The organism is Salinivibrio kushneri (assembly GCF_005280275.1).
In the GTDB taxonomy this organism is placed as follows: Bacteria; Pseudomonadota; Gammaproteobacteria; order Enterobacterales; family Vibrionaceae; genus Salinivibrio; species Salinivibrio kushneri.
Genome location: NZ_CP040021.1, coordinates 1,961,911 through 1,986,717 on the forward strand (window position 1 = coordinate 1,961,911; position 24,807 = coordinate 1,986,717).

A 24,807-nucleotide genomic window follows, 5' to 3' on the forward strand; every position below is an offset into this window, starting at 1 on the left:
CGAACGGTGGGCTTTTTCGTGTGTGCGCATTAAAGGCGGTTACTTCGCTTGCCGCCCGACAAATGCCGCAACCACGGTATCTTCGCCGCGTTGACGAGAAAATACATAGGCCCCCGCTTGGGGGATGACTTGGTGCGTACCTGCCCCAATCGCCGGGTGATCTTGCCTAAACTGGCCCACTTTACGCCAATGGTTTAGCAAACCTGTTTGCATATCATTGCGCTGCCATATCATGTCTGAACGGGTACCTTGATGGAAATCGTCTCCGTAAGGGCCCAAGTCACGCCCGACTTCATCACCATAGAACACTTGTACCGCACCGGGCGCCAGCAAGAGTGCGTTAGCGGCACCACGCTGCATGCTGGCGTCTTTAAAGCGACTGAAAAAAAGCTCAGTATCATGGGACGACATATAGCTTACCGGAATGAAATCGCCCTCTTTTGCCATGGTGTCAGCATACGCTTGATAAGTGTCTTGCATTTCACTGAGGCAATACGCTCCCTTGTCCATCTGCTTTTGCAAATCGAAATTAATCAAGGCATCAAAGCCTTGGTCAAAATAAGGGCTGCGATAAGCACGGTGACCCCACACTTCTCCCATCATCCAAAACGGCTCTCCCGTTTTGCCATGCTGATGCCGCCACGTCTCTAACGCCGCCGAGGCTTGCGATTTCAATGCTCGCCATACTTCGCCATCGACATGCTTGACCGTATCCACCCGAAAACCATCAATACCGAAACGCTCTACCCATTGGGTTTGCCATTCCAGTAAGTAATCACTCACGGTATAGTTATCGCGCGCTTCAACGCGAGTACCTGGGTTGTTGAGCAACCATTGCGGTGGCGTCACTGGCTGATCGGATTCCGTTTTAAAGTCGGGTAGCCCAGCCAGTGTCAGGGTTTTATCACTGCTGCCGGGCTGATCATAACCAGGTAACCCAGCTCGCACCCAGTCTTTGCCCCACCATTGGTGCCAGTGGGTGCTCTTGTAGTCAATGGCCTGATGGAAGTCATGCCAACTTTGCCCCTTATCGGGCTGCCAATCTTGCCATTTTTCTGGCAACTCAGCGTCATTGACGACGTTAATCCCATCTTGCTGTAAGTCCGCGAGCGTGGCATAACCTGGGTGATTAACCACAGCGTCAAGAAACACTTTCAGGCCGCGCTGGTGGGCTTCATCCATGAGGGTTTTGAGTACAGTGTCATCACCAAAGTTTTTGTCTACTTGGGTAAAGTCACGTGACCAGTAGCCATGATAGGCATAAAAAGGAAAGCTGCCCTTGCTCCCACCGCCCACAAAGCCATGGACTTGCTCGACAATCGGCGACAACCAAATCACATCTGTGCCGAGCGACTGGATATAATCCAGTTTATCGATCACCCCTTGCAGATCTCCGCCATGAAAGGTGCCGATGTTCTGTGCGTTATCTTGATGGCGTCCATAACTGTGATCATTGCTCGGATCGCCATTGTTAAACCTGTCCACCATCACAAAATAGATATTGGCATTCCGGTAGCTAAACGTAGGAGAAGGCGCGTCAACCGGGGCTAAGAGTACCAAGCCACCACTGTTCGGTGCCGGCGTCAGCGTGACACTGTGATCCTTTACACGCACCACCTGGCCACTGAGCGCTTCTTTTAGACGGGTCCCTTCGGCAAAGCTATCGCCCAGTTGCAGAGTAACCGGCCCGCCTTGATACTGCTGGCATTGCACATCTGGCAAAGGCCGCTTAAAGGTCGAGGCCGTCTTTTTTGGCTCACGCTTTACCCGTAATGTGCGCGTATCCGCTTGATAATAAAAGCCATAGTCACCAGCAAAGCGAATGGTGAGATCAAAGGTGCTGGCCGTATCGCACTCAAGCGGTATCGGCGTATTAAACTTGGCTTTGTTTGGCGTATCGGCTTGGCAGTCCCCCTCAACGCCATCCACGGTGATTTGGTAAGTGTTCTTTCCCAATGCGAAGACCGCTGGTGCGTCTACATCAAGTGGTTTATCAGCTTGTGTGGTTGAGGTGGTCACCGTGATATGAGGAGAGGCTGCGGCTGTCATTGAGAGCGACGCGGCTATCGCGATAGCGAGCCGCTGCCAAGTAAATACAGGGGTCATGATCGTGCTCCTTGCGATTTTCTTTTAGGGTAAAAAACCCGCAAGCGATTGACATCATTCCTGCGTCTGCGCCCTAAAAATGTGAGCCATGACCATCCAAGGATGAGTCAAGTCAGTCATTGCTCTGTTTAATCGGCAACAGTTTGATCAGCAACAGCATGGTGAAACATCAATCATTCTCCACACCCAAAAGCTCGCCAATATCGGCAGCAGGGGCTGGACGACGATATAAATAACCTTGCCCAAAGGTGCAGCCAAGCTCATGCAGTATGGCTTGTTGATGTAGCGTTTCAATTCCTTCCGCCACCACGCCGATCCCGAGACTATCCGCCATCGCTATCATTGCTGAAACAATGGCAACCTCTTCTTCATCGGGCGATTGGCTTTGAATATCTTTGATAAAGTGACGGTCAATTTTTAGCTTCGAGATCGGATAACGTTTTAGGTACGCCATGGACGAATAGCCGGTACCAAAATCATCGATCGCTATCCCAACCCCCTTTTCACGCAACTGTTCGAGAACACGTAACGCATTGGCTTGGTTTTCGATCAAGGTATTTTCTGTGATCTCTAATTCTAAAAAGCGCGGATCCGCGCCGGTTTTATCTAATGCCTCAGCCACTACTTGGACAAAAGTGACGTCAGCAAGGTTACGGGGAGAGATGTTTACGGCCATGGAGATCGGCGCACCCGCATCATGCCACGCTTTTAATTGCTGGCAACCGGTTTCCACCACCCATCGGGTAATATCATGAATGATTGAGCGCTCTTCCGCGACCTCGATAAAATGAATAGGAGACAGCAAGCCACGTTCGGGATGATGCCAGCGCAGTAACGCCTCGACACCAATGATTTGCCCCGTCACCAGATCCACTTGTGGCTGATAATAAAGCGCCAGTTCATTGTTTTGTACACATTGGCGTAACTCCACCGCTAAACGTAGTTTATGGTTGGCATTAATGGTTAACGCATCATCATAGAACGCATAGGTATTGCGGCCCGACTTTTTGGCGTGATACATGGCTGAATCGGCGAACGTAAGGAGCTCTTCGGTACTTGACGTATCGTCTGGGTAGTGCGCAATACCTATGCTTACCCCAATTTGTGCATCAATGCCGCCATCGAGGACAAACAAACGATTCATGGCATGGATCACATCTTCTGACAAACGAATACACGCCGTGTTATCAGTATGAACCAAACGCAGGATAACAAACTCGTCGCCCCCTAAACGCGCCAAGGTGTCGCCTTCCTCGAGCAAGCCATGTAAGCGCTCACTGACCAACTTCAACAACTCATCGCCCACCGCATGGCCATGGCTGTCATTGACGAACTTAAACTGGTCGAGATCCAGAAACATCAAAGCGATCTGGTTGCGCTGAACGGACTGCCTATTCATCGCTTGACGAACGCGGGACGTTAACAACAGGCGGTTCGGTAGCTCGGTTAGCGCGTCGTAATGGGCCAAATCAATCAGTTTTTTCTCTGAATCTTTCAGCTTAGTGATATCCGAGAACACCCCAATATAATTGACCACATTGTCAGCCTCATCTCTCACCACGCTGATAGAGAGTAGCTGGGGATACACTACACCATCTTTGCGCCGATTCCATATTTCGCCTTTCCACCGCCCGTGTTCGGTAATTTGCTGCCACATTTCAGCGAAAAACGATTTGTCATGACGTCCAGAGTTCAAAATGGCCGGCGTGGCACCAAGCACTTCTTCCTCTTGATACCCGGTAATCGCACTAAAGCCACCATTTACCGTCACGATCCTTCCCGTCGCATCGGTAATCAGCACCCCTTCACTGGACTGCTCGAAAATTTTTGCATTCAGCATCAGCTTTCTCTCTACTTCAAGACGTTCTGACACATCATGAATCACAGAAAAAAGCAGCTTGGCATGACCAATGGTGATCGGTGAAGAATGAACTTCCACTTGCCGCACCTCACCACTTTTCAGCCGATGTGAGAAGATAAAACAATTTTTCGCGCGCTGTTGTGCCTGCGAGAGGCTTTCTCTGAGGACACTATCGGTTTGGGTATTGATATCACTGATCTGCATCGACGTCAGAGCAGCATGGTCATAGCCATAGAACTGCTGCGCACTGTCATTGGCATCAAGAATATCGCCCGTTTTCGCATCGAGGAGCATCATCACCGCATCGTGACGTTTAAAAATGCTTCTAAAGCGGTAGCTATCATCCACCACACGCCCGATCGATTGGGCAAAACTGCGCCCCGCATTGTAACGGCCATACAGGCCACCCAGCCAAAAAAGCAAAATAATCGTACCCACAACCCAGACCGTGGGGTGAGGATGCAACCCTTTCCACCCCGATTGCGGTACCCCCAATAAACGCCAATCCCCCGAGGGCAAATTGACCGTGACCGTCTCAGGCGACTGGCTGAGTACTGACGTGTCACCATAAACCGTGGTAAACACTTGGTCAGATTCGCGTTTTTCTTGTAATACCGCGCGGACAGGATAGTTTTCACCTTGCTTAAAACTGGCGGAGAACAAACCATCAATATCTAACACCGTGGATAACACCCCCCAAGGCAGACCGGTGTTTTGGTTAACGATTGACTGCCTGGCAATCAACGCCGTCCCGCCTTGTATAAGCTCAACAGGGCCGGAGATGACCGGCTGTCTCGAGCCATAGGCGGCACGAACACTCTCTAGTTGCTCGGGAATATCATGATAATGGGTACCCAATACGGAAGTTTCTAACGTGTTGGGGTAAACGTGGCTGATCACCCAGTTTCGCGCGGCACCAAAATTAAGAATATAGGGGGTTTTGTCTTGAAGCTGGCCCGCAAACTGAGAAAAATCCTCTTGGTCCAAATCCGGATTAAGGCTGATGTAGGTGGCAAGCCCGTGGCTTAAATCCAAATTCTGTGTCACTTTCAGCTCAATACGAGAGCGATAGGCCAGTAGCGCACGTTGCACTTCTTTCACCTCTTGGTCATGCGCTTGCTGGTAAAGCCAAAACTCCACCGAGACCACAGAGAAAGCAAAGACCATGATGGAGATAAGCACATTATAAACAAACCCCACTCGCGCGGAGCGGCGCGCGACTTTATCAAGCGCGGATGGAACAGCTTGCTGCATGACGTGATATAACCTTATTTCGCACGACTAATAGGGCGAAAATAACCAAACTTCAGGTGTAGCACGTGATTATAAAGGGCGTGAACAGATTCGCCAGTATTACTATTAGGTTTCACAACATTGCGCATAAACAGTATGCTTGATGGGGCTTTTCTATCAAGCGGTTACCCCTTTCACTCAAGGTAACCACACCAACGCAGCGATGCTAAACAAGGAGTGTGCATGGCAATGACCCTCGAGTATGGTCTGCTACTGGTCAGCTTAGGACTGATCGCGGGGATCATTAATACATTAGCGGGCGGTGGCTCGAACTTGACCTTACCTGCGTTAATGGTGATGGGCATGCCAGCTGATGTCGCCAACGCCACCAACCGTGTGGCGGTTTGGTTACAGTGTGTATCTGGCATGTCAGGCTTTCGCCACCACAATAAGTTGGAGACACAAGACATTGTCCCCGTTTTACTCCCCAATTTACTCGGTGGCCTTTGCGGCGCATTAGCTGCCGCTTGGCTACCGGCAAGCTGGGTGAAACCCTTGTTGCTTGGCACTTTGCTGACCATGACGCTAGTGATGCTGATTAAACCCGCGACCTTTGGTCCTCCAGAGGGAACACCAACGAAGCGCGTTAAAGATACCCCCATGGCTTGGTTGGGTCTCTTGCTGGCAGGCTTCTATGGCGGCTTCGTGCAAGCCGGGGTAGGATTTGTACTACTGGCAGCCCTATGCGGCACGCTTCACTACGACCTAGTGCGTGGCAATGCGCTCAAGCTGGCCTGTACGCTCGCCTTCACCAGCTTATCTTTAGTGGTGTTTATTGCCGATGATCTGGTGCGCTGGGTACCAGGGCTGATTTTAGCCATTGGCACCATGTTGGGCGCACGAGTGGCCGTTCGCTTTGCCATTTCCGCCAACCCCAAGGTGCTGAAAGCCTTCTTATTTGTGATGACCTTGATCGGCTGCATCGCCGCGTATGCGTTCTAACAGGTCACCTTGTACGTTTGCTTGCCACATGCTTCACATGCAAGCGTGGTGGTAATATGGCGTACCGCACCAACAACATTATTTTGCGGCTTTGCGTCTCGCTTTCGTGGCGCGCGCTGATGTCGCCGTTGACTTTGTATTAGCCGCCGGCTTTGCTTTCGCTGTCCGTTTTCGGTAGCCGGACGTGCGCCGCCCTTTGCGCGCGAACGATTTAGTGGGGGCGGCTGGCAAATCGCTTAACGAGGCCGGTGGGGGCGATGTTTTCACGGTTTCAATTAAGCCTGTCACTTGTGCCGTTAATTCTTGCATAAAAGGGTGATACGCACACTGACGATCCGCCATATCTTGCAGTTGCCGCTCCCAATCGGCGGTCATATCCGGATAGGTGGCACTGTCTGGCAGCGCCGCGATAAGCCCTTTACCACTGGCGCTAGCGTGCAAAGTCTTTCCTTGCCGCGTTAATAAGCCACGTTTCACCAATAACTCAATAATACCGGCACGGGTGGCTTCAGTGCCTAAACCGTCGGTCTCGCGCAATATCTCTTTCAGCGCTTTGTTTTGTACATAGCGACCAATGCCTGTCATCGCCTGCAACAGCGTGGATTCCGTAAACGCCGCCGGTGGCTCTGTCATGCAATCTTTAATCTCACCGCGTTCACAGCGTCCTTGATCGCCTTTCTCCATTAGCGGCAAGGGGGCCGTGTCGCTGTCTGCGGTGTTATTTGTCGGCAACAAAGCACGCCAGCCGGCCAACGTCAGCACCTTCCCTTTGGCAATAAAACACCCACCTGCGATATCAAAGATGAGCTTCCCTTCTGCGTATTCAGCGGCCGGGTAAAACTGCATCACGTATTGGCGCGCGATGAGCTGATAAATCTTTGCTTCATCGGCTGACAAGCTTGTCGGCGCGACTTTCGCTGTGGGAATAATTGCATGGTGAGCCCCTACTTTACTGTCGTTCCATGCCTTACCTTTGCGCTTGGCATCAGCCCCCTCACATGCTTGGCTAAGCGTCTCACAGCCTTGCTTAATGGCACCGAGTATCTTATTTGCCTCGGCGAAGTGGCCTTTGGGCAAATAGCGACAGTCTGAGCGCGGATAAGTGATCAGTTTGTGGCGTTCGTAAAGCTGTTGGCACACATCCAGTGCTTTTTGCGCACTAAAACCAAACCGCTTTGAAGCGTCAATTTGTAGTGCCGACAAGTTGTACGGCAACGGCGCGGCCTGTTTACGTTGCTGACGCTCCGCTTCAGTGACGGTCGCGGTTTGTCCTGCGATGCGTTGTGCGACGTTCTCTGCCAAGGGACGAGACAGGACGCGTCCCTGTTCATCTTGCCACTTTGCGCACGCTTCACTGGGCTGCCAACGTGCCCGTATCTCTCCCTCTGGATGAGCAATGATCGCATCCAGTTGAAAAAACGGGTGAGGTACAAAACTGTCTATCGCCTGATCACGGCGCACCACCAGTCCTAACACTGGCGTTTGCACACGTCCGACCGATAACACGCCTTGGTAGCCGGCCTGTTTCCCTAACAAGGTATAGGCACGAGACAGATTCATTCCATACAACCAGTCGGCGCGTGAACGCGCTAAAGCCGATACGGACAGTGGCATGTAGGCTTTGTTATCTTGCAGTTGCGCGAGGGCTTTCTTCACCGCAGAAAGGTTTAAGTCACTGATTAACAGGCGCTTAATGTTAGCTTTTTTGTTGGCACTGACCTTGGCGTAGTCAATCACTTCATCAACCAACAACTGTCCCTCTCGATCGGGATCACCCGCGTGCACCAGTTGATCAAACTGTTTGATCAGTTTTTTGACGACTGCCAGTTGCGCCGCGGCGGCTTGACGAGGACGGAGCTGCCATTTTTCAGGCACAATCGGCAGATCAGCCAGATCCCACTTTTTATAGCGGCTGTCATACGCATCCGGCTCAACCTGCTCTAACAAATGGCCGATACACCAGGTCACTACATCGCCTTGAGCGGTCTCGATGTAGCCTTTGTGATTTTTGTGCGGTTTAGGCAGTCCCGCCGCAATCGCGCGCCCGAGACTGGGTTTTTCCGCTATAAACAATCGTGCCATGACAAAGCCTTTTTAACCGTCGCTGAGCGCATGGTATGCAAAGGCCGATCAGGGCGCAATAAAAAACCTGTACATATGCACAGGTTTTTTCGAGGTAAACGCGATTTATCCTAGTTTACAGGTAGGTCACAAACTTACTGGTATCACGCTTCGGAGCATTAGCTGGGGCGCAATCAGGCGTCCCCAAGTATAAAAAGCCGACAATCTGATCGTCACCTTCTACCGACAGCGCTTCGCGCACAGCAGGATGATAAGCAAACGCGCCAGTGCGCCAAAACCCTTGAAAGCCCTGCGCGACAGCGGCCATTTGCATCGCTTGTGTGGCACATCCCGCCGAAATATGTTGCTCAATGGTAGGAACCTTATCGTGCGGACGCGTGCGGGCAATCACTGCCACCACCATAGGCGCTCGAAGCGGGGCGTTACGCGCTTTTTCAATCGCCGCCTCATCCGCGCCATTGGTTTGTGCGGCGTCGGCAAGAATAGTGGAAAGCCGGGTAAGCCCCTCACCTTCGCAGATCACAAATTGCCACGGCGTCAACGCGCCATGATCAGGGGCGCGCAGCCCTGCTTGAATAATGTTTTCAAGCACGTCACCGCTCGGTGCGGGCGCGGCGAGACGCGGTATCGAGCGGCGCTGTAAGAGCATTTCAAGTGCGTCCATGATTCATCCTTTTTACCGTTAAACGGCCATGTATAACTCGGTGATCACAGGTTAACACAGCCTGAAACGGATAAAATCGTGCAAAGTGTATGGATTTAGAGCGCCAACGCCGTTTCAATCCCTTGGCGAATCGCACGCTTCGCATCCAGCTCGCCCGCATGCTCTGCCCCACCAATTAAGTGATAGGACAGATTAGCTTGTTTCAACTGCTCTGCAAGCTGATTAACCGACTCTTGCCCGGCACACAAGATGATCTGAGTGGCAGGAATCAAGTGCGCCTCGTCTTTGATACTCACATGTAGTCCCTCATCATCAATTTTATGATAGGTCACCCCCCCCACAAGATTCACGCCCCGTTTTTGCAAGGTTTTACGATGGATCCAGCCAGTGGTTTTGCCCGGCCCTTTGCCAACTCGGCCTTCTCGGCGCTGTAATACCCAAACCTGCTTATCGCTATGGGTATCATGGCCAGGATACAAGCCGCCTTCGTGGCTAATGGTTTTATCGATGCCCCACTCTTTGAGCCAATCATCCAAGCTTTGATCCTTGGGCTCGGTGATCATGGTGGCAACATCCACTCCAATGCCTCCCGCGCCGATAATCGCGACATGGCTACCCAAGGCCGGGTTGTCACGAATAAAGGTTTGGTAGTCAATCACCTTTGGATGCTCGATCCCTTCAATCGCAGGGCGGCGCGGTTTGACGCCTGTCGCCACCACAACGTCATCAAAGGCACTTAATGTATCCACATCCACTGTTTGATTGAGTTTGACCGTCACTCCCGCTTTTTCCAACCTTCGGAGGTAATAGCGAATGGTTTCTTTAAACTCTTCTTTTCCTGGAATGGCCATCGCCAAATTGAATTGCCCGCCTAGACGATCCGACTTTTCGAACAAGGTCACATCGTGGCCGCGTTCGGCCGCCTCGGTGGCACAGCTAATCCCTGCCATGCCACCCCCAATCACCGCCACCTGTTTCACTTGCCGGACCGGTGTAGCGATCAGTTCGGTTTCGTAACAGGCTTTCGGGTTCACCAAGCAACTTGCCCGTTTTCCTTTAAATACGTGATCAAGACAGGCTTGGTTACAAGCAATACAGGTATTAATATCATCCGGCTGCCCCGCCTTAGCCTTGGCGACAAACTCAGCGTCGGCCAAAAAGGGTCGCGCCATCGACACCATATCCGCCTGCCCGCTGGCCAAAATCGATTCAGCGACCTCAGGCGTATTGATGCGGTTACAGGTCACCAAGGGCACCGACACTTCACCTTTTAATTTTTCCGTCACCCAGCTAAACGCACCTCGTGGTACCTGAGTAGCAATGGTGGGTACACGGGCTTCATGCCAACCGATCCCCGTATTGATAATGGTCACGCCCGCTTGTTCAAGGCCCTTCGCTAAGGCAACCACATCCTCGAAGGTATTGCCTTGCTCAACCAAATCCAGCATCGATAGGCGGAATATCACGATAAAGTCGTCGCCAGCGGCCTGACGCACCGCGCGCATCACTTCAACGGCAAAGCGCATTCGATTTTCAACCGTTCCGCCCCACTGGTCGTAACGACGGTTGGCGCGGTGACAGAAAAATTGGTTAATGAGGTAGCCTTCCGACCCCATGATCTCAACGCCATCATAGCCCGCTTCGCGGGCAAGCGCGGCACTGCGCCCAAACGCTTTAATGGTGCGCCAAATCGCCCGCTCACTCATTTCAAACGGAGTAAATTTACTGATGGGGGCGCGAATGGCTGATGCACTTTGCGCGAACGGATGAAAGGCATAACGTCCCGCATGCAAAAGCTGAAGCGCAATTTTCCCGCCATGAGCATGAACCGCTTCCGTAATGGCACGATGTGCACGTGCCGCGCGTCCAGAGCTGAACTGGGCGCTAAATGGCGTCAAGCGACCGCGAAAATTGGGCGAGAAGCCACCCGTCACAATCAACCCTACATCGCCTTTCGCACGCTCGGCGTAGAAGGCCGCTAGCTTTTTAAAACCATCGTTTGCTTCTTCAAGCCCAGTATGCATAGAGCCCATTAGCACGCGATTTTTTAGGGTGGTAAACCCAAGATCGAGGGGGGCTAGCATGTGGGGATAAGGGTGCTGTTCCATTGCTTGCTCACTTATTGTTTTGTGGTCTGACCAGACTATAGCGCTGACAGACACGTGATTTCAAACATTCGTTTACAAGTTAGCAACATGGTATCACGATTTATGATCTGGGTAGGACTTTCACCCAGTATTGGCGTATATCGATAATCGCTCGCACCTATCGCTCTTGGCTCTGATCAGCTAGGATATCAGCGACATGCACCGATGGACTCAAGTATGAAAAAACTGTTCCGCTTTATTGCATCCCTTTTTAAATGGCTGTGGCGTGCGCTCAGTTTCGCGCGGCAGCTTTTGTTAAACGTCCTTTTCATAGGCGTCATTGTTGCCATCTACTTTGCGCTGACGTCGGAAACCCCCTTGACGCCAAAAGACGCTGAATCGGTCAAGGTCGCTCAATCTGAGCCCGAGCCACGCGCCCTCTTGCTGAACATTGATGGCCCGATTGTTGAGCAGCGTCAACGTATTAGCCCAATTGATACGCTATCGCGCAACGCACTCGGTCAACCGGTTGAGCGTGAAAATGTGTTGTTTGACATTGTCGACACCGTGCGCCATGCCGCCACTGACGAGCAGGTCAATGGGCTTGTGCTCAGCTTGGGCGACATGCCGTCCACCAGCTTGACCAAGCTGCGGTATATCGCCAAAGCCATCAATACCTTTAAAGAGAGCGGCAAACCCGTGATCGCCATTGGCGGCACCTATAGCCAAAGTCAGTACTATTTAGCTAGCTATGCTGATGAGGTGCTAATGTCGCCTGATGGCATGGTGATGCTGCAAGGTTATGGTAGCTACAATCTGTATTGGAAAGACTTACTCGATAAGTTGGACGTCTCTACCCATGTGTTCCGTGTGGGGACCTATAAATCGTTTGTCGAGCCTTACACGCGCAACAACATGTCTGATGCCGCCCGCGAGGCGAATCAAGCCTGGCTGTCTCAGCTGTGGCAGGCGTATGTGAGTGATGTCGCCAAGAACCGCGGTATCCAAGCCGATATGCTCTCTCCCAGCGCTGAGCAACTGCTCACGCGATTACGCCGTTTCGAGGGTGACTTCGCCGCATTGTCTAAGGACGTGGGGATCGTCGATAAATTAATGACGCGTCAGCAAATCCGTCGCTATCTCGCCGATAAGTTCGGGAGCGATGGCAAAGACAGCTTTGAATACACAGGTTATTACGATTACCTGCCGAAGATACAAAATGGCTTTAGCTTGCCGGGCAACAATAACATTGCTGTCGTCGTCGCCAGCGGCCCCATCATGGACGGACATCAACGTCCGGGGACGGTGGGTGGCGATACCACCGCGGCAATGCTTCGCGATGCGCGCCTAGACAACAGTGTTAAAGCCGTCGTGCTGCGTGTTGATAGCCCGGGAGGCAGCGCTTTCGCCTCTGAAGTCATTCGCAATGAGGTAGACGCATTGCGTGAGGCCGGCAAACCTGTCGTGGTATCGATGTCAAGCGTAGCCGCCTCGGGGGGATATTGGCTATCGGCCAGTGCCGATAAAATCATTGCCCAACCTACCACGATCACAGGTTCGATTGGCATTTTCAGCCTATTCACCACCTTTGAGAACACGCTGGATGATCTCGGCGTGCAGTCTGATGGTGTCGGCACCACGCCGTTTGCCGGTGTGGGACTGACTCGCGCGCTCCCTGACGAGGTGGGAGACATCATGCAACTTGGCATTGAGCACGGTTATCACCGCTTCCTCTCGGTCGTCAGTCACCACCGCAATATGTCGATGGAAGAAGCCGATCAGGTCGCGCAAGGCCGCGTCTGGACGGGACAAGACGCCCTGAACCTCGGCTTAGTGGATAAGCTGGGTGACTTTGACGATGCGGTATCAACAGCCGCCGATCTCGCAGAGATTGAGGACTACCAGCTCGATTGGATGCAACAGCCACTCACCCCCTTTGAGCAATTTATTAACGACGTGCTCGGACAAGGTGCGAGTGTGCTTGGCAAAACCGTCCAGGCGAGCATGCCATCGATCGCTCAACAACTGGCGTCGTCACCACAGTGGCAGTCATTGACCTTGTTGGAAAAATTTAACGACCCCCAAGGGCGTTACTTATTCTGCTTGAACTGTCAATACCAATAAAATCGACTCGCCCTGACCCTACAGTCAGGGCTTTTCTCTGTTTTTCTTCTATTCTGTGTGTCGCTCGGTGTTATCGATGTAATCGTTACATGTATACTGTGCTCACGCTCATTTAATGCAGATTTGACATGATGGAACGTAAACACATTTATATCGCTTACACAGGTGGCACGATCGGCATGCAAAAGTCCGATCATGGGTATGTCCCTGTGTCTGGTTTTCTGCAACAACAGTTGGAGAAGATGCCCGAATTCCATCGTCCAGAAATGCCGCTTTTTACTATTCATGAGTACCAACCACTCATTGATTCATCGGATATGACGCCAACGGATTGGCAACGGATTGCGGACGATATTGGCGACAATTATCACAAGTACGATGGCTTTGTGATCTTACATGGTACCGACACCATGGCTTACACTGCGTCAGCCCTGTCGTTCATGCTGGAAAACCTAGAAAAACCCGTGATCGTGACCGGCTCGCAAATTCCGATTGCAGAGTTGCGCTCAGACGGGCAAGCCAACCTACTCAATGCCCTTCATATTGCCGCTAACTATCCGGTGAATGAGGTCACCTTGTTTTTCAATAATCAGTTATTACGTGGCAATCGCAGCACCAAATCCCATGCCGATGGCTTTAATGCCTTTACTTCGCCTAACCTGCCTGCGCTGCTTGAAGCCGGCATTCATATCGAAGTAAAAGCAGATAAGCTCAACCAGCCTTCCGCCGGCCCTTTTAAGGTGCATACCATCAATGATCAACCGGTTGCAGTGATCATGATGTATCCCGGCATCTCACCGGACGTGGTAAGAAACGCACTCAAGCAGCCAGTTAATGCCATGATTTTGTTAACCTTTGGGGTAGGCAACGCGCCTCAGCACCCCGAACTGCTGGACTTGCTCAAACAAGCCACCGATCGGGGTGTCTTGGTGCTTAACTTGACCCAATGTTTGGCAGGACGCGTGAATATGGGCGGCTACGCAACAGGCTGTGCATTGGCTGACGCCGGTGTGTTGAGCGGCTATGACATGACGCCAGAGGCGGCGTTGGCAAAGCTTCATTTCCTGCTGAGTCAGTCCTTGCCGTTTGAGACCCTGCGTACCTTGGTACAAAAAGATCTCCGCGGAGAACTCAGTTACTACTAGCTTGTTACTGTTTCACGAATCTTTCAGTGTGTGACGTCGGCAAGGTTGCCGGCGTTTTTATTTGCTAACGTATACAGAGGGGTAACCATACTGTTGGTCGTCATTAAAAGGAGCGCATAATGAGGGTATTACATGGTGACTCGCTGTCGCCCCATACGCGAAAAATCGCGCTGGCGCTGAGGTTAAAGCATTTAGACTATCAACTCGCCCCCACTTCCCCTTTCGAGGCACACGAGCGCGTCATCCACCACCCTCCGATGCAAACTGTGGTCGCACTCGCCGAGTCATCACACACCATTTACCAAGACACAGTGATTACGGCCTACCTTGATGATGCCTACCCTGATCCGCTGCTCTATCCAGGCAACCCCACCCATCGCGCCCAGATCCGCTGGATTGAGTGGTTTTGTCGCTATCAGCTAGATCCCTTAATCACAGATACCTTGTTTTACCAACGGGTGGTACGCGGGCATATTTTAGACAAAACGGTCGATCATCAGGCCGTGAACCAAGCTCTGCAAACATTACCCGCCTGCTGCCAATATTTAGGCGAGCAAGTAAAAGCAATGCCCACCCAGACGGTGACGATGGCAGGTATCAGCGTGTGGAGTCTGTTTCGTTGCGCAAAAATGGCAGGGTTGGTGTTGGACGACCGATTCGCGGCGCTGAGTGATTACCTCTCAGCTCTCGACCAACACCCCTTGTTCGATGCCTATGCGCAGGAGGAAAATCATCAACTAACGCCGTTTTTCGCCAGCCCAATTAGCCTAGCGACCACCTAGGTACCAGCATGCTAATGGCCGATTCAATGATAGACGCGGCCATCGCCGTGATCGCTGAGCTGTGCGCGCTAGTGTTTAGTATTGCTGTCCTGAGTCGCCACCTCAATCCGGGTTTCATCTGGACGGGCAAACTCACGTTTTAGTTCCGCTTTCGATTTCCAGGTCACATTGCCCCCTTTCGCGACTGTCATGTGCTGGGGCTGGCTGTTATGACGTGATTGATACAACATCACGGCTTGCAAGGCTTGGTCTCGTTGCGCTTGGTTCAAGCTGGTGCCGTCCGGCCATTTGCCCGTCTCCACGGCATAACACAACCGATCATACACTTCAGGCGTCATTGCTTTTAAGACTTGTTCAATATCCATGATTACCTCTTGGCGATCCTCATTAGGCTATTATGCCTGAACTGGGTGGGTGGACGGCATGCTTGGTTCAGTGCGCTTTATCACGCTTTAGACCATCAACTACACTAAAAGATCACGTATACTCATCGCAATTGACTCAGGATACGATAAACCATGGATTTACGATTACTCATACGTTGTTTTTACCCCTTGGGGTTAATTGCGAGTGTACTGCTTCTTACTGGCTGTGAAGGCGAGCCCACCACTAATCAAGTCTGTGAAACCCACCCAGAGCTATGCGCAGGATTAAACACCGGTGATGGGCAATGCCGATTTGAGCGCTCTGATCTGATTTTTGATCGCTTATCTGTCTATCAAAACCCCAGTGATTTGAATAAGCTTACCGAGCTAAAACAAACCAAAGTCTACCTTCGCTGCATGGAGCTGGTTGCCGAAATAGAGCCCACCACCTTAAAACAGCGCAAAACCAAGCGCACCGAAGCGGTGTATCATGCTTACGACGCGATTGAACGGCTAGAGGGCGAACTGAAAGACTCTTACCAACCACCCGTGATTTACTATCGCTGGTCTCAAGGCGACAACAGCGCGTTGCCGCAGTTTTTAAAGCTAGAGGGAACACGCCATCTCGAAACGCCACAATTACAGCTGGGGCTTGCCACCTATTATGTGTCGCGCAATAAAGCGAAAACAGTAGAGATCCTGCGCCATGCGTTAGAACTGTATGATGGTGACAATGAGACCGTTCGCAAAGCGGTGATCCCAGAAGCCATTAAGTCACTGGCGACCACCAATCATGCGCTAAAACGCTTTGAACATGCTTATTTATGGGCAAAAGTGGGGGAAAGTTACAACCTGCCGATTGCGCGCGGTGATCGCCTATCGCGACTTTACCCATTGACCGACGCACAACAAAAAAACCTACAAACCCTTGCGTTTGAGATTGCCGCCGCGATTGAAGATGGTGAGTTTGAAGCGACCCTGTTGCAGCCACTTGATAAAGGCAACCACGCCTCATAGCACAGCCTAATTTAGTATAACGCCTGCGCATCACCCTCACTGGTGCGCGGTGCGGAGACGGACTTCCTGCCGTTCCACCGTCTCGCTTGTCATACCACTTTAACTTTCACGATCGCGGTTCTGCTTCTACGCTAACAATTACCAGCGGTCGCTCCGTGTCTGCAGCCGTCGCATTAATCGCACGCGGTTAAAGCGCATACAGACATGGTGGCAAGGGGTCAAATGTTTAGGCGATGTAAAAAAAATCCGTACTTTTTTTTGACTTTAAACAATTTTGGCTGCGATTACCCTTGCATGGCGGGGTCCTATTCTGTAATTTTACTACCAGTTTCATCTCACTAGAAATTAAGTTGTGGAGCAACATAATGACTATCAAAGTAGGTATTAACGGTTTTGGCCGTATCGGCCGTTTCGTATTCCGTGCATCTGTCGAGCGTAACGACATCGACGTGGTAGCAATCAACGATCTTATCGACGTTGAGTACATGGCTTACATGCTGAAGTACGATTCAACCCACGGTCGCTTCAACGGCACAGTTGAAGTAGAAGGTGGTAACCTTATCGTTAACGGTAAAACCGTACGCGTCACTGCAGAGCGCAACCCAGCAGACCTTAAGTGGGATGAAGTGGGTGTTGACGTTGTTGCTGAAGCAACCGGTATCTTCCTCACTGACGAAACCGCGCGTCAACACATCCAAGCGGGTGCGAAGAAAGTGGTTCTAACCGGCCCATCTAAAGATGCGACGCCAATGTTCGTTATGGGTGTTAACCACAGCGATTACGCGGGTCAAGACATCGTTTCTAACGCGTCTTGCACGACTAACTGCCTAGCGCCAATCGCGAAAGTACTGAACGACAAGTTCGGTATCGTATCTGGCCTGATGACCACCGTTCACGCCACCACTGCAACGCAAAAAACCGTTGATGCTCCGTCTGCGAAAGACTGGCGCGGTGGCCGTGGTGCGTCTCAAAACATCATCCCATCTTCAACCGGTGCTGCAAAAGCGGTTGGTAAAGTATTGCCAGTACTAGACGGCAAACTGACTGGTATGGCGTTCCGCGTACCAACTGCCAACGTGTCTGTTGTTGACCTGACTGTAAACCTTGACAAAGCAGCGTCTTACGACCAAATCTGTGCGGCGATGAAAGAAGCGTCTGAAGGTGAGCTGAAAGGTGTTCTAGGTTACACCGAAGATGCCGTGGTTTCTCAAGACTTCATCGGCGAAGTACAAACGTCTGTATTCGATGCTAAAGCAGGTATCGCACTGACTGACAACTTCGTGAAAGTAGTTTCTTGGTACGACAACGAAATCGGCTACTCAAACAAAGTATTGGATCTGGTTGCACACATCGCTAAATAATGCGCATGTAACCCTATTCAACGTAAAGGCGGCCATTGGCCGCCTTTTGTTTATCAGGCCCATGACTCGCGACCACGCTGTCTGTGAACGTGTCTTCGATAACTGATTAAGGAACACTTACCCAAGAGGATCAGGCTATGACTTCTCCCACCCTGCATGTTGAACGTCAACTTTCTGCATCTGTCGATCTGTGCTATCGCCAGTCCGTTCCGATTCTTCGTGTTACTCACCCTGCGTGTTCAGCCACTATTAGCCTATTCGGCGGACACCTCATCACCTTTGCTCCTGCAGGTGAAAAGTCACTGACTTGGATGAGTGATAACGCTATCTATGATGCCAACACCCCCTTACGAGGTGGCGTCCCCATTTGCTGGCCATGGTTTGGTCACACCGGGCAACCTTCTCATGGCTTTGCTCGTCGTCAAATGTGGCAGTTAGCGAACATTGAAGAAACCCCTAAAGGCGTCACTATTCAACTGCAGTTATCCGACTCAGACGCTTCGCGAGCACTATGGCCACATTGTTTTCAGGCGACGGTGACCTTTACGCTCACCCATCACGCCGACATCGCCCTAACCGTGACCAATACAGACCAACACCCTTGGACCATGGGTGGCGCCTTGCACAGCTACCTTGCGGTAGAAGATAGCGAGCAAGCGAACGTGGAAGGGCTGGGTTGTCAGTATCTTGATAACTTTGCGGCAGGCAAGGCCGTGCCAGCGACGGGCAAAGTGACCTTCGAGGAGCCGGTTGATAGGATTTATACGGGGGCTGACAACACCCTCACTGTCACCGACCCGATGGGAAACCGTCGTCTCAAAGTCAACAATCAAGGTGCAAGCAGCGCTGTTATCTGGAACCCGGGTCAGGCGGCGTCCATTCAGATGGCGGATATGGACGATAACGGGTACCTCAAGTTTGTCTGTGTCGAAGCGGCGATTGAACAACCCACACAAGTTGTCCATCCAGGTCAAAGCTACACGTTAGCAACCCAATTAATGGATGAGCGCCACTCAAGCTAGACGGGCGTAACAGGCCGCCTTACACCCAAGCGGCCTGTTTTAATGGCTAACAAGGCTACATAAAAATGTAGTTAACCCCTAAGTAGCCCGAGGCGGCAGTCGATTGATCCACCATTGGGCTGTTCGCTATTTCATCATCGAGATTGGTATAGCGCACGCCACCAAGCAGTTGGATGCGCTCGGTCAGCATAAAATAACCACTGGCACCAACAAAGTAATGACCCGCAGAGCCTGGCTCATACGCCGATAAACCGGAACGCGCCGCTTCGCTATCGCTGATCCCGTACAGGTGCTGGTTTAGCTCATGGCTGTTATAGGAGTAACCCACTTCCGGTGACACGCCCCAGAGAGGATGGTTGAACGCGTATTTCCAGCTAGCCTCGCCATACACCCCGTCCCTATCATGGGTCACGCCTTCCCCAGCCAGCACCTGAAAACGCCCTATCGGAGAATGGTACTGGTAAGCCAGTGCAGCAACGATGGATGTATCACGTTTATCAAGTTGACTGAGTTGTGGGTCATCAGTGTCTGCGGGATCAAAGCGACGTGGATCATAAGTGGCAGATAAAACAAGGTTATGGGTCGATCCTTTAGGTGCCAGTCGCGCGCCCGCCGTCAGGCCACGAAAATAAAAATGGTCAGTCTCAACATTGACCGTCGGCACGACCAGCGGATCGGTATCCGTGTCTTTATAGACCTGAGGTGAAAATGCGCCTATTACGCCAGCAGAGACACGCGTCTCAGCGTAAACACTGCTGGCGGTTAGCATCAGGGCGCAAGCGACCCAAGCCGTTTCTCTCGCTATGTTCATCATCTATTCCCTTCTTGTTTGACGGCTGGCAAACGTCCACCTAGTAGCCCTAACGGATAAAAATATCACCGTTATCATACCTCACTCGTTTGAACGCCAGCTGTCAATATCTTGACAAGAAAAGCGTACGGATCCGGCAACAAAAATTATCGAAAAAACAAACAATTCTTTCACGCAAAATCGGCAAATCAGGTCTAACCTTATTGAAAGGAAAGGGATCATTCAGCCAATTTTGCACCTTTTCTTTTTGAGTTATTAGACGATTTAGGGGGCAGGACCATGACTATTTTCGATCACTATCGTCAGCGTTACGAAGAAGCGAAAGACGAGGAAATGAGCCTTCAAGCATTCTTGGATCTTTGCCGAGAGGATCGCGGCGCGTATGCCAATGCGGCAGAGCGTTTGCTGATGGCGATTGGCGAGCCAGAAAAAATTGATACCTCGCTTGATCCGCGACTCAGCCGTATTTTCTCCAACCGAGTAATTTCCCGCTATAAAACCTTCGAAGACTTTTATGGCATGGAAGACTCGATTGAGCAAATCGTCTCTTACCTCAAGCACGCCGCCCAAGGTTTGGAAGAGCGAAAACAAATTCTCTATTTACTCGGGCCTGTCGGCGGGGGTAAATCATCCTTGGCCGAGAAGCTAAAGAGCTTGATGCAGCAAATGCCTATCTACGTGCTGACGGCGAACGGCGAACGTAGTCCTGTGAACGATCACCCATTTTGTCTGTTTGATGCCGAAGAAGACGGCCATTTACTCGAGAAAGAGTATGATATTCCCCACCGTTATATTCGCCATATTATGTCACCTTGGGCGGCGAAACGGTTGAAAGAGTTTGGTGGCGATATTAGCCAGTTTAAAGTGGTGAAACTGCGCCCATCGATTCTTAACCAAGTCGGGGTAGCAAAAACCGAGCCCGGGGATGAGAACAACCAAGATATCTCGTCCTTGGTGGGTAAAGTTGACATCCGTCAGCTCGAACACTATTCACAAGATGACCCCGATGCCTACTCCTACTCCGGTGCGCTGTGTCGCGCTAACCAAGGGATGATGGAGTTTGTGGAGATGTTTAAGGCTCCTATTAAGGTGCTCCACCCACTGTTGACCGCGACCCAAGAAGGTAACTACAACGGCACCGAGGGCCTGTCAGCACTGCCGTTTGATGGCATCATTCTCGCGCACTCAAACGAATCTGAGTGGCAATCGTTCCGCAACAACAAAAACAACGAGGCTTTTCTTGACCGTGTCTATATCGTCAAGGTGCCCTATTGCTTGCGGGTGTCAGACGAAATTCGAATCTACAACAAGCTGCTGTCTTCTAGTGAGCTACGCCATGCGCCTTGCTCCCCCAGCACCTTAGATATTCTGGCGCGCTTCTCTGTGCTTTCACGGCTGAAAGATCCTGAAAACTCGAGCATTTATTCAAAAATGCGCGTGTATGATGGTGAAACCTTGAAAGATACGGATCCTAAAGCCAAGTCCTACCAAGAGTACCGTGATTTTGCCGGTGTTGATGAAGGCATGGATGGGCTATCGACCCGTTTCGCGTTCAAGATCTTGTCGCGAGTCTTTAACTTTGACCACGCCGAAGTCGCCGCAAACCCGGTGCATCTGTTCTACGTGTTAGAGCAACAGATTGAGCGAGAGCAGTTCCCGCAAGAGATGGCAGAGCGCTACCTTGAGCACTTAAAAGGCTACTTGATCCCTAAATATATCGAGTTTATCGGCAAAGAAATTCAAACCGCGTATCTCGAGTCCTACTCAGAATACGGGCAAAATATTTTTGACCGCTATGTCACCTATGCTGACTTCTGGATTCAAGACCAAGAGTTTCGCGATCCAGATACTGGCCAGTTGTTTGACCGCTCAGCACTCAATGCAGAGCTGGAAAAAATCGAGAAGCCCGCCGGGATCAGTAATCCAAAAGATTTCCGCAACGAAATCGTCAACTTTGTCCTCCGTGCACGCGCCAATAATGAGGGTAAAAATCCGGCATGGACCAGCTATGAGAAACTGAAAACCGTCATTGAGAAGAAGATGTTCTCTAACACCGAAGATTTGCTTCCAGTGATTTCCTTCAATACCAAAACCTCGAGCGAAGAGCAGAAGAAACACGACGACTTTGTCGCTCGTATGATGGAAAAAGGCTATACCCGCAAGCAAGTTCGCTTGCTCGCAGAGTGGTATTTGCGCGTGCGTAAATCATCGTAGCCCGCGGGCTGACGCAGATGACGGGAGAGAGATATGGCGCATTTTATTGATCGTCGTCTCAATGGCAAAAATAAAAGCACTGTCAATCGACAACGCTTTTTACGCCGACACAAGCGGCAAATTAAAGAGTCCATTGCTGACGCCGTCAACAACCGCTCGATCACGGATGTCGAGAGTGGAGAGGATATTTCTATTCCTTCTCGTGACATTCGTGAACCGACGTTCCACCAAGGCAAAGGGGGACAGCGTGATGCTGTCCACCCAGGTAACGACCAATTTAGCCCAGGGGATCGTATTGCTCGTCCCCCCGGTGGCGAAGGCGGCGGAGCCGGAGAAGGACAAGCCAGCCCTGATGGCGAAGGCCAAGATGAATTCGTCTTTCAAATATCAAAAGATGAGTATTTGGATCTCTTGTTCGAGGATCTTGAGCTTCCGAACCTGAAGAAAAACCAAATGAATAAAATGGTGGAGTACAAAACGCATCGCGCGGGATATACCTCGAATGGGGTGCCCTCGAACATTGCTATTGTACGTTCACTGCAAAACTCACTGGCACGACGCACAGCAATGTCAGCCGGCAAACGCCGAGAGCTGGCAGAGCTTGAAGAGGCGCTGGAGCGCGTGCGCGAGGCCGAGCCAGCACAACCGCTTGAGGTGAAACGACTCGAAGAAGAAATCTCGGTATTGAAACGCAAAATCGCCGCGGTGCCGTTCATCGATACCTTTGACTTACGGTATAAAAATTACGAAAAGCGGCCACAGCCCAGTAGCCAAGCCGTGATGTTTTGCTTAATGGATGTGTCCGGCTCGATGGATCAAGCGACCAAGGATATCGCCAAGCGGTTTTATATCCTGCTGTATCTTTTCCTGACGCGCACCTACAAAAACGTGGAGGTGGTCTTTATTCGCCACCACACGCAAGCGAAGGAAGTGGATGAACATGAGTTCTTCTACTCACAAGAAACAGGCGGCACCATTGTATCCAGTGCCCTGCGGCTGATGGATGAAATCATCAAAGATAGGTACGACCCGGCAGAATGGAACGTCTATGCGGCCCAAGCCTCGGATGGCGATAACTGGGCCGATGACTCACCCGGCTGCCGAGAACTATTGCAAAATACCCTGTTGCCGGTCAGCCGTTATTACGCCTATATCGAGATTACCCGCCGCGCGCATCAAACACTGTGGCGAGAATATGAGGCGTTGGCGCAAAGCCATGACAACTTTGCAATGCAGAATATTCGCTCAGCGGAGGAAATTTTCCCCGTGTTCCGCGAACTGTTCAAGCGTCAGGTCGAAGCCTGACGCCATACCGGCATAGACGCATTTTATCAGGGAGACATGGTATGGCTGTCACCAAAGGTAAACGTAACACTCCACTTCATGATGGACCCGATTGGACCTTTGACCTGCTCGAGCAGTATCACAAGGAAATCAAACGGGTCGCTGAACACTACAAACTGGATACTTATCCAAACCAAATCGAAATCATTGCCGCCGAGCAAATGATGGATGCTTACTCAAGCGTCGGGATGCCCATCAATTACAATCATTGGTCGTTTGGTAAAAAGTTTATCGAGACCGAACGCAACTATAAACACGGCTACATGGGGCTCGCTTATGAGATAGTGATTAACTCCAACCCGTGTATTTCTTATTTGATGGAAGAAAACACCATCACCATGCAAGCGCTGGTGATGGCACACGCCTGTTATGGCCACAATTCCTTTTTTAAAGGCAATTACCTGTTTCAAACCTGGACAGATGCAGGCTCCATTATTGATTATCTGCTGTTTGCTAAACATTACATCAGTCAATGCGAAGAAAAGTACGGCCTCGCGGAAGTAGAAAACCTTATCGACTCCTGCCATGCGTTGATGAACTATGGGGTCGATCGCTACAAGCGGCCGCAAAAAATCTCTCTTGCCGAAGAAAAAGCGCGTCAAAAGGCACGAGAAGATTACTTGCAAACACAGGTCAATGAGCTGTGGCGTACCATTCCGGGCGGTAAAAAAGAGCAAGAAGAAGAAAAGCGCCGCTTCCCGACCGAGCCACAAGAGAACCTGTTGTATTTTTTTGAAAAACACTCTCCGCTGCTTGAACCATGGCAGCGAGAAATCGTGCGGATAGTGCGTAAGGTCAGCCAGTATTTTTACCCGCAAAAGCAAACCCAGGTGATGAATGAAGGCTGGGCGACGTTCTGGCACTACACCATCCTCAATCATCTGTATGACGAGGGCTTGGTGACGGATAGCTTCATTATGGAGTTTTTACATAGTCACACCAATGTGGTGGCACAACCACCATACAACAGCCAGTTCTATTCCGGCATTAACCCTTACGCACTCGGGTTTGCCATGTTCCAAGATATTCGTCGCATTTGCGAAAATCCCACGGAGGAGGATGAGTACTGGTTCCCTGATATCGCCGGAAAGGACTGGCTCGAAACCGTGCATTTTGCGATGGCAAACTTTAAAGATGAAAGTTTCATCAGCCAGTTTCTATCGCCCAAAGTGATGCGGGATATGAAGTTTTTCGCCGTCAATGACGACGATCGGCAAAGTTATATTGAAGTGACCAGCATTCACAATGAACAAGGGTACCGCCAGTTACGCGAAGATCTCTCCGCGCAATACAACCTCAGTAATCGTGAACCGAATATTCAAGTGTTCGATGTCGATTTGCGTGGCAACCGTTCACTCACACTTCGCTATGTCCCTCATAACCGGATCCCGCTCGCTAAATCTTATGAAGAGGTGTTAAAGCACGTGCATCGATTGTGGGGATTTGAAGTGATCCTCGAAGAGGAAACCAGTGAAGGGCGAGGAAAGATACTGAGTAGCTGCCCCAAGCGGCCGCAGTTTGACCCTGATATGTTAATGGGCAGCCACTAAAACACATAGCTCCCCTAACCAAAAGCCGCGATGAACC

At 51.1% G+C, this 24,807-nt stretch carries 17 protein-coding genes; 10 read left to right on the forward strand and 7 right to left on the reverse strand.

Going from position 1 to position 24,807, the window contains the following annotated elements:
• Positions 1-39: 39 nt before the first annotated feature.
• Together FCN78_RS09200 and FCN78_RS09205 are read right to left on the reverse strand one after the other, a co-directional pair.
• Positions 40-2,106 (reverse strand): alpha-amylase, encoded by a 2,067-nt coding sequence (locus FCN78_RS09200; RefSeq protein WP_077659622.1) that lies wholly within the window; start codon positions 2,104-2,106, stop codon positions 40-42.
• Between the two features lie 169 nt (positions 2,107-2,275).
• Entirely contained in the window at positions 2,276-5,221 is a 2,946-nt protein-coding gene (locus FCN78_RS09205; protein WP_077659621.1) for a bifunctional diguanylate cyclase/phosphodiesterase, read from the reverse strand.
• A 222-nt stretch (positions 5,222-5,443) separates the two neighbouring features.
• Between FCN78_RS09205 and FCN78_RS09210 the strand changes: the two genes are divergently transcribed.
• Positions 5,444-6,202, forward strand: a complete 759-nt coding sequence (locus tag FCN78_RS09210; protein ID WP_077456268.1) for a sulfite exporter TauE/SafE family protein — start codon at positions 5,444-5,446, stop codon at positions 6,200-6,202.
• 78 nt (positions 6,203-6,280) lie between these two features.
• Here FCN78_RS09210 and FCN78_RS09215 read toward each other — a convergent pair whose 3' ends face one another.
• The 3 genes from FCN78_RS09215 to FCN78_RS09225 form a co-directional block, all read right to left on the reverse strand.
• Positions 6,281-8,284 (reverse strand): DNA topoisomerase III, encoded by a 2,004-nt coding sequence (locus FCN78_RS09215; protein WP_077659620.1) that lies wholly within the window; start codon positions 8,282-8,284, stop codon positions 6,281-6,283.
• A 115-nt stretch (positions 8,285-8,399) separates the two neighbouring features.
• Complete coding sequence (locus FCN78_RS09220) at positions 8,400-8,948, reverse strand: NAD(P)H nitroreductase (protein ID WP_069362019.1); 549 nt, start codon at positions 8,946-8,948, stop codon at positions 8,400-8,402.
• 95 nt (positions 8,949-9,043) lie between these two features.
• Positions 9,044-11,056 (reverse strand): NADPH-dependent 2,4-dienoyl-CoA reductase, encoded by a 2,013-nt coding sequence (locus FCN78_RS09225; protein ID WP_069362020.1) that lies wholly within the window; start codon positions 11,054-11,056, stop codon positions 9,044-9,046.
• A gap of 216 nt (positions 11,057-11,272) precedes the next feature.
• Here FCN78_RS09225 and sppA point away from each other — a divergent pair, with 216 nt between their 5' ends.
• The 3 genes from sppA (at position 11,273) to FCN78_RS09240 (ending at position 15,086) form a co-directional block, all read left to right on the forward strand.
• Entirely contained in the window at positions 11,273-13,159 is a 1,887-nt protein-coding gene (sppA, locus tag FCN78_RS09230; protein WP_077659619.1) for a signal peptide peptidase SppA, read from the forward strand.
• Positions 13,160-13,290: 131 nt separating this feature from the next.
• Complete coding sequence (ansA, locus tag FCN78_RS09235; RefSeq protein WP_069362070.1) at positions 13,291-14,304, forward strand: asparaginase; 1,014 nt, start codon at positions 13,291-13,293, stop codon at positions 14,302-14,304.
• 119 nt (positions 14,305-14,423) lie between these two features.
• Positions 14,424-15,086, forward strand: a complete 663-nt coding sequence (locus FCN78_RS09240) for a glutathione S-transferase family protein (RefSeq protein WP_077456276.1) — start codon at positions 14,424-14,426, stop codon at positions 15,084-15,086.
• A gap of 68 nt (positions 15,087-15,154) precedes the next feature.
• Here FCN78_RS09240 and FCN78_RS09245 read toward each other — a convergent pair whose 3' ends face one another.
• A complete protein-coding gene (locus FCN78_RS09245) occupies positions 15,155-15,451 on the reverse strand; it encodes a YeaC family protein (RefSeq protein WP_069362023.1) in 297 nt (98 codons plus the stop codon).
• 153 nt (positions 15,452-15,604) lie between these two features.
• Here FCN78_RS09245 and FCN78_RS09250 point away from each other — a divergent pair, with 153 nt between their 5' ends.
• The 3 genes from FCN78_RS09250 to FCN78_RS09260 all read left to right on the forward strand — a co-directional run bounded on the left by FCN78_RS09250 (position 15,605) and on the right by FCN78_RS09260 (position 18,851).
• Entirely contained in the window at positions 15,605-16,468 is an 864-nt protein-coding gene (locus tag FCN78_RS09250; protein WP_077659618.1) for a DUF2989 domain-containing protein, read from the forward strand.
• A gap of 365 nt (positions 16,469-16,833) precedes the next feature.
• Positions 16,834-17,829, forward strand: a complete 996-nt coding sequence (gap, locus tag FCN78_RS09255; RefSeq protein WP_077456280.1) for a type I glyceraldehyde-3-phosphate dehydrogenase — start codon at positions 16,834-16,836, stop codon at positions 17,827-17,829.
• Positions 17,830-17,966: 137 nt separating this feature from the next.
• Positions 17,967-18,851 carry a D-hexose-6-phosphate mutarotase gene (locus tag FCN78_RS09260; RefSeq protein WP_077659617.1) on the forward strand — a complete coding sequence of 295 codons (885 nt, stop codon included), beginning with the start codon at positions 17,967-17,969 and terminating at the stop codon, positions 18,849-18,851.
• A gap of 55 nt (positions 18,852-18,906) precedes the next feature.
• On the opposite strand, the gene FCN78_RS09265 is transcribed toward FCN78_RS09260, so the two are convergent.
• Positions 18,907-19,665 carry a MipA/OmpV family protein gene (locus FCN78_RS09265; RefSeq protein WP_077659616.1) on the reverse strand — a complete coding sequence of 253 codons (759 nt, stop codon included), beginning with the start codon at positions 19,663-19,665 and terminating at the stop codon, positions 18,907-18,909.
• A gap of 276 nt (positions 19,666-19,941) precedes the next feature.
• Between FCN78_RS09265 and FCN78_RS09270 the strand changes: the two genes are divergently transcribed.
• Genes FCN78_RS09270 through FCN78_RS09280 form a run of 3 tightly spaced genes read left to right on the forward strand, consistent with a single transcriptional unit; the run spans position 19,942 to position 24,770 of the window.
• Entirely contained in the window at positions 19,942-21,876 is a 1,935-nt protein-coding gene (locus FCN78_RS09270) for a PrkA family serine protein kinase (protein ID WP_069362028.1), read from the forward strand.
• Positions 21,877-21,909: 33 nt separating this feature from the next.
• Positions 21,910-23,181 carry a YeaH/YhbH family protein gene (locus FCN78_RS09275; protein ID WP_069362029.1) on the forward strand — a complete coding sequence of 424 codons (1,272 nt, stop codon included), beginning with the start codon at positions 21,910-21,912 and terminating at the stop codon, positions 23,179-23,181.
• A 41-nt stretch (positions 23,182-23,222) separates the two neighbouring features.
• Positions 23,223-24,770, forward strand: coding sequence for a SpoVR family protein (locus FCN78_RS09280; protein ID WP_077659615.1), 1,548 nt, complete (start codon positions 23,223-23,225; stop codon positions 24,768-24,770).
• Positions 24,771-24,807: the final 37 nt, after the last annotated feature.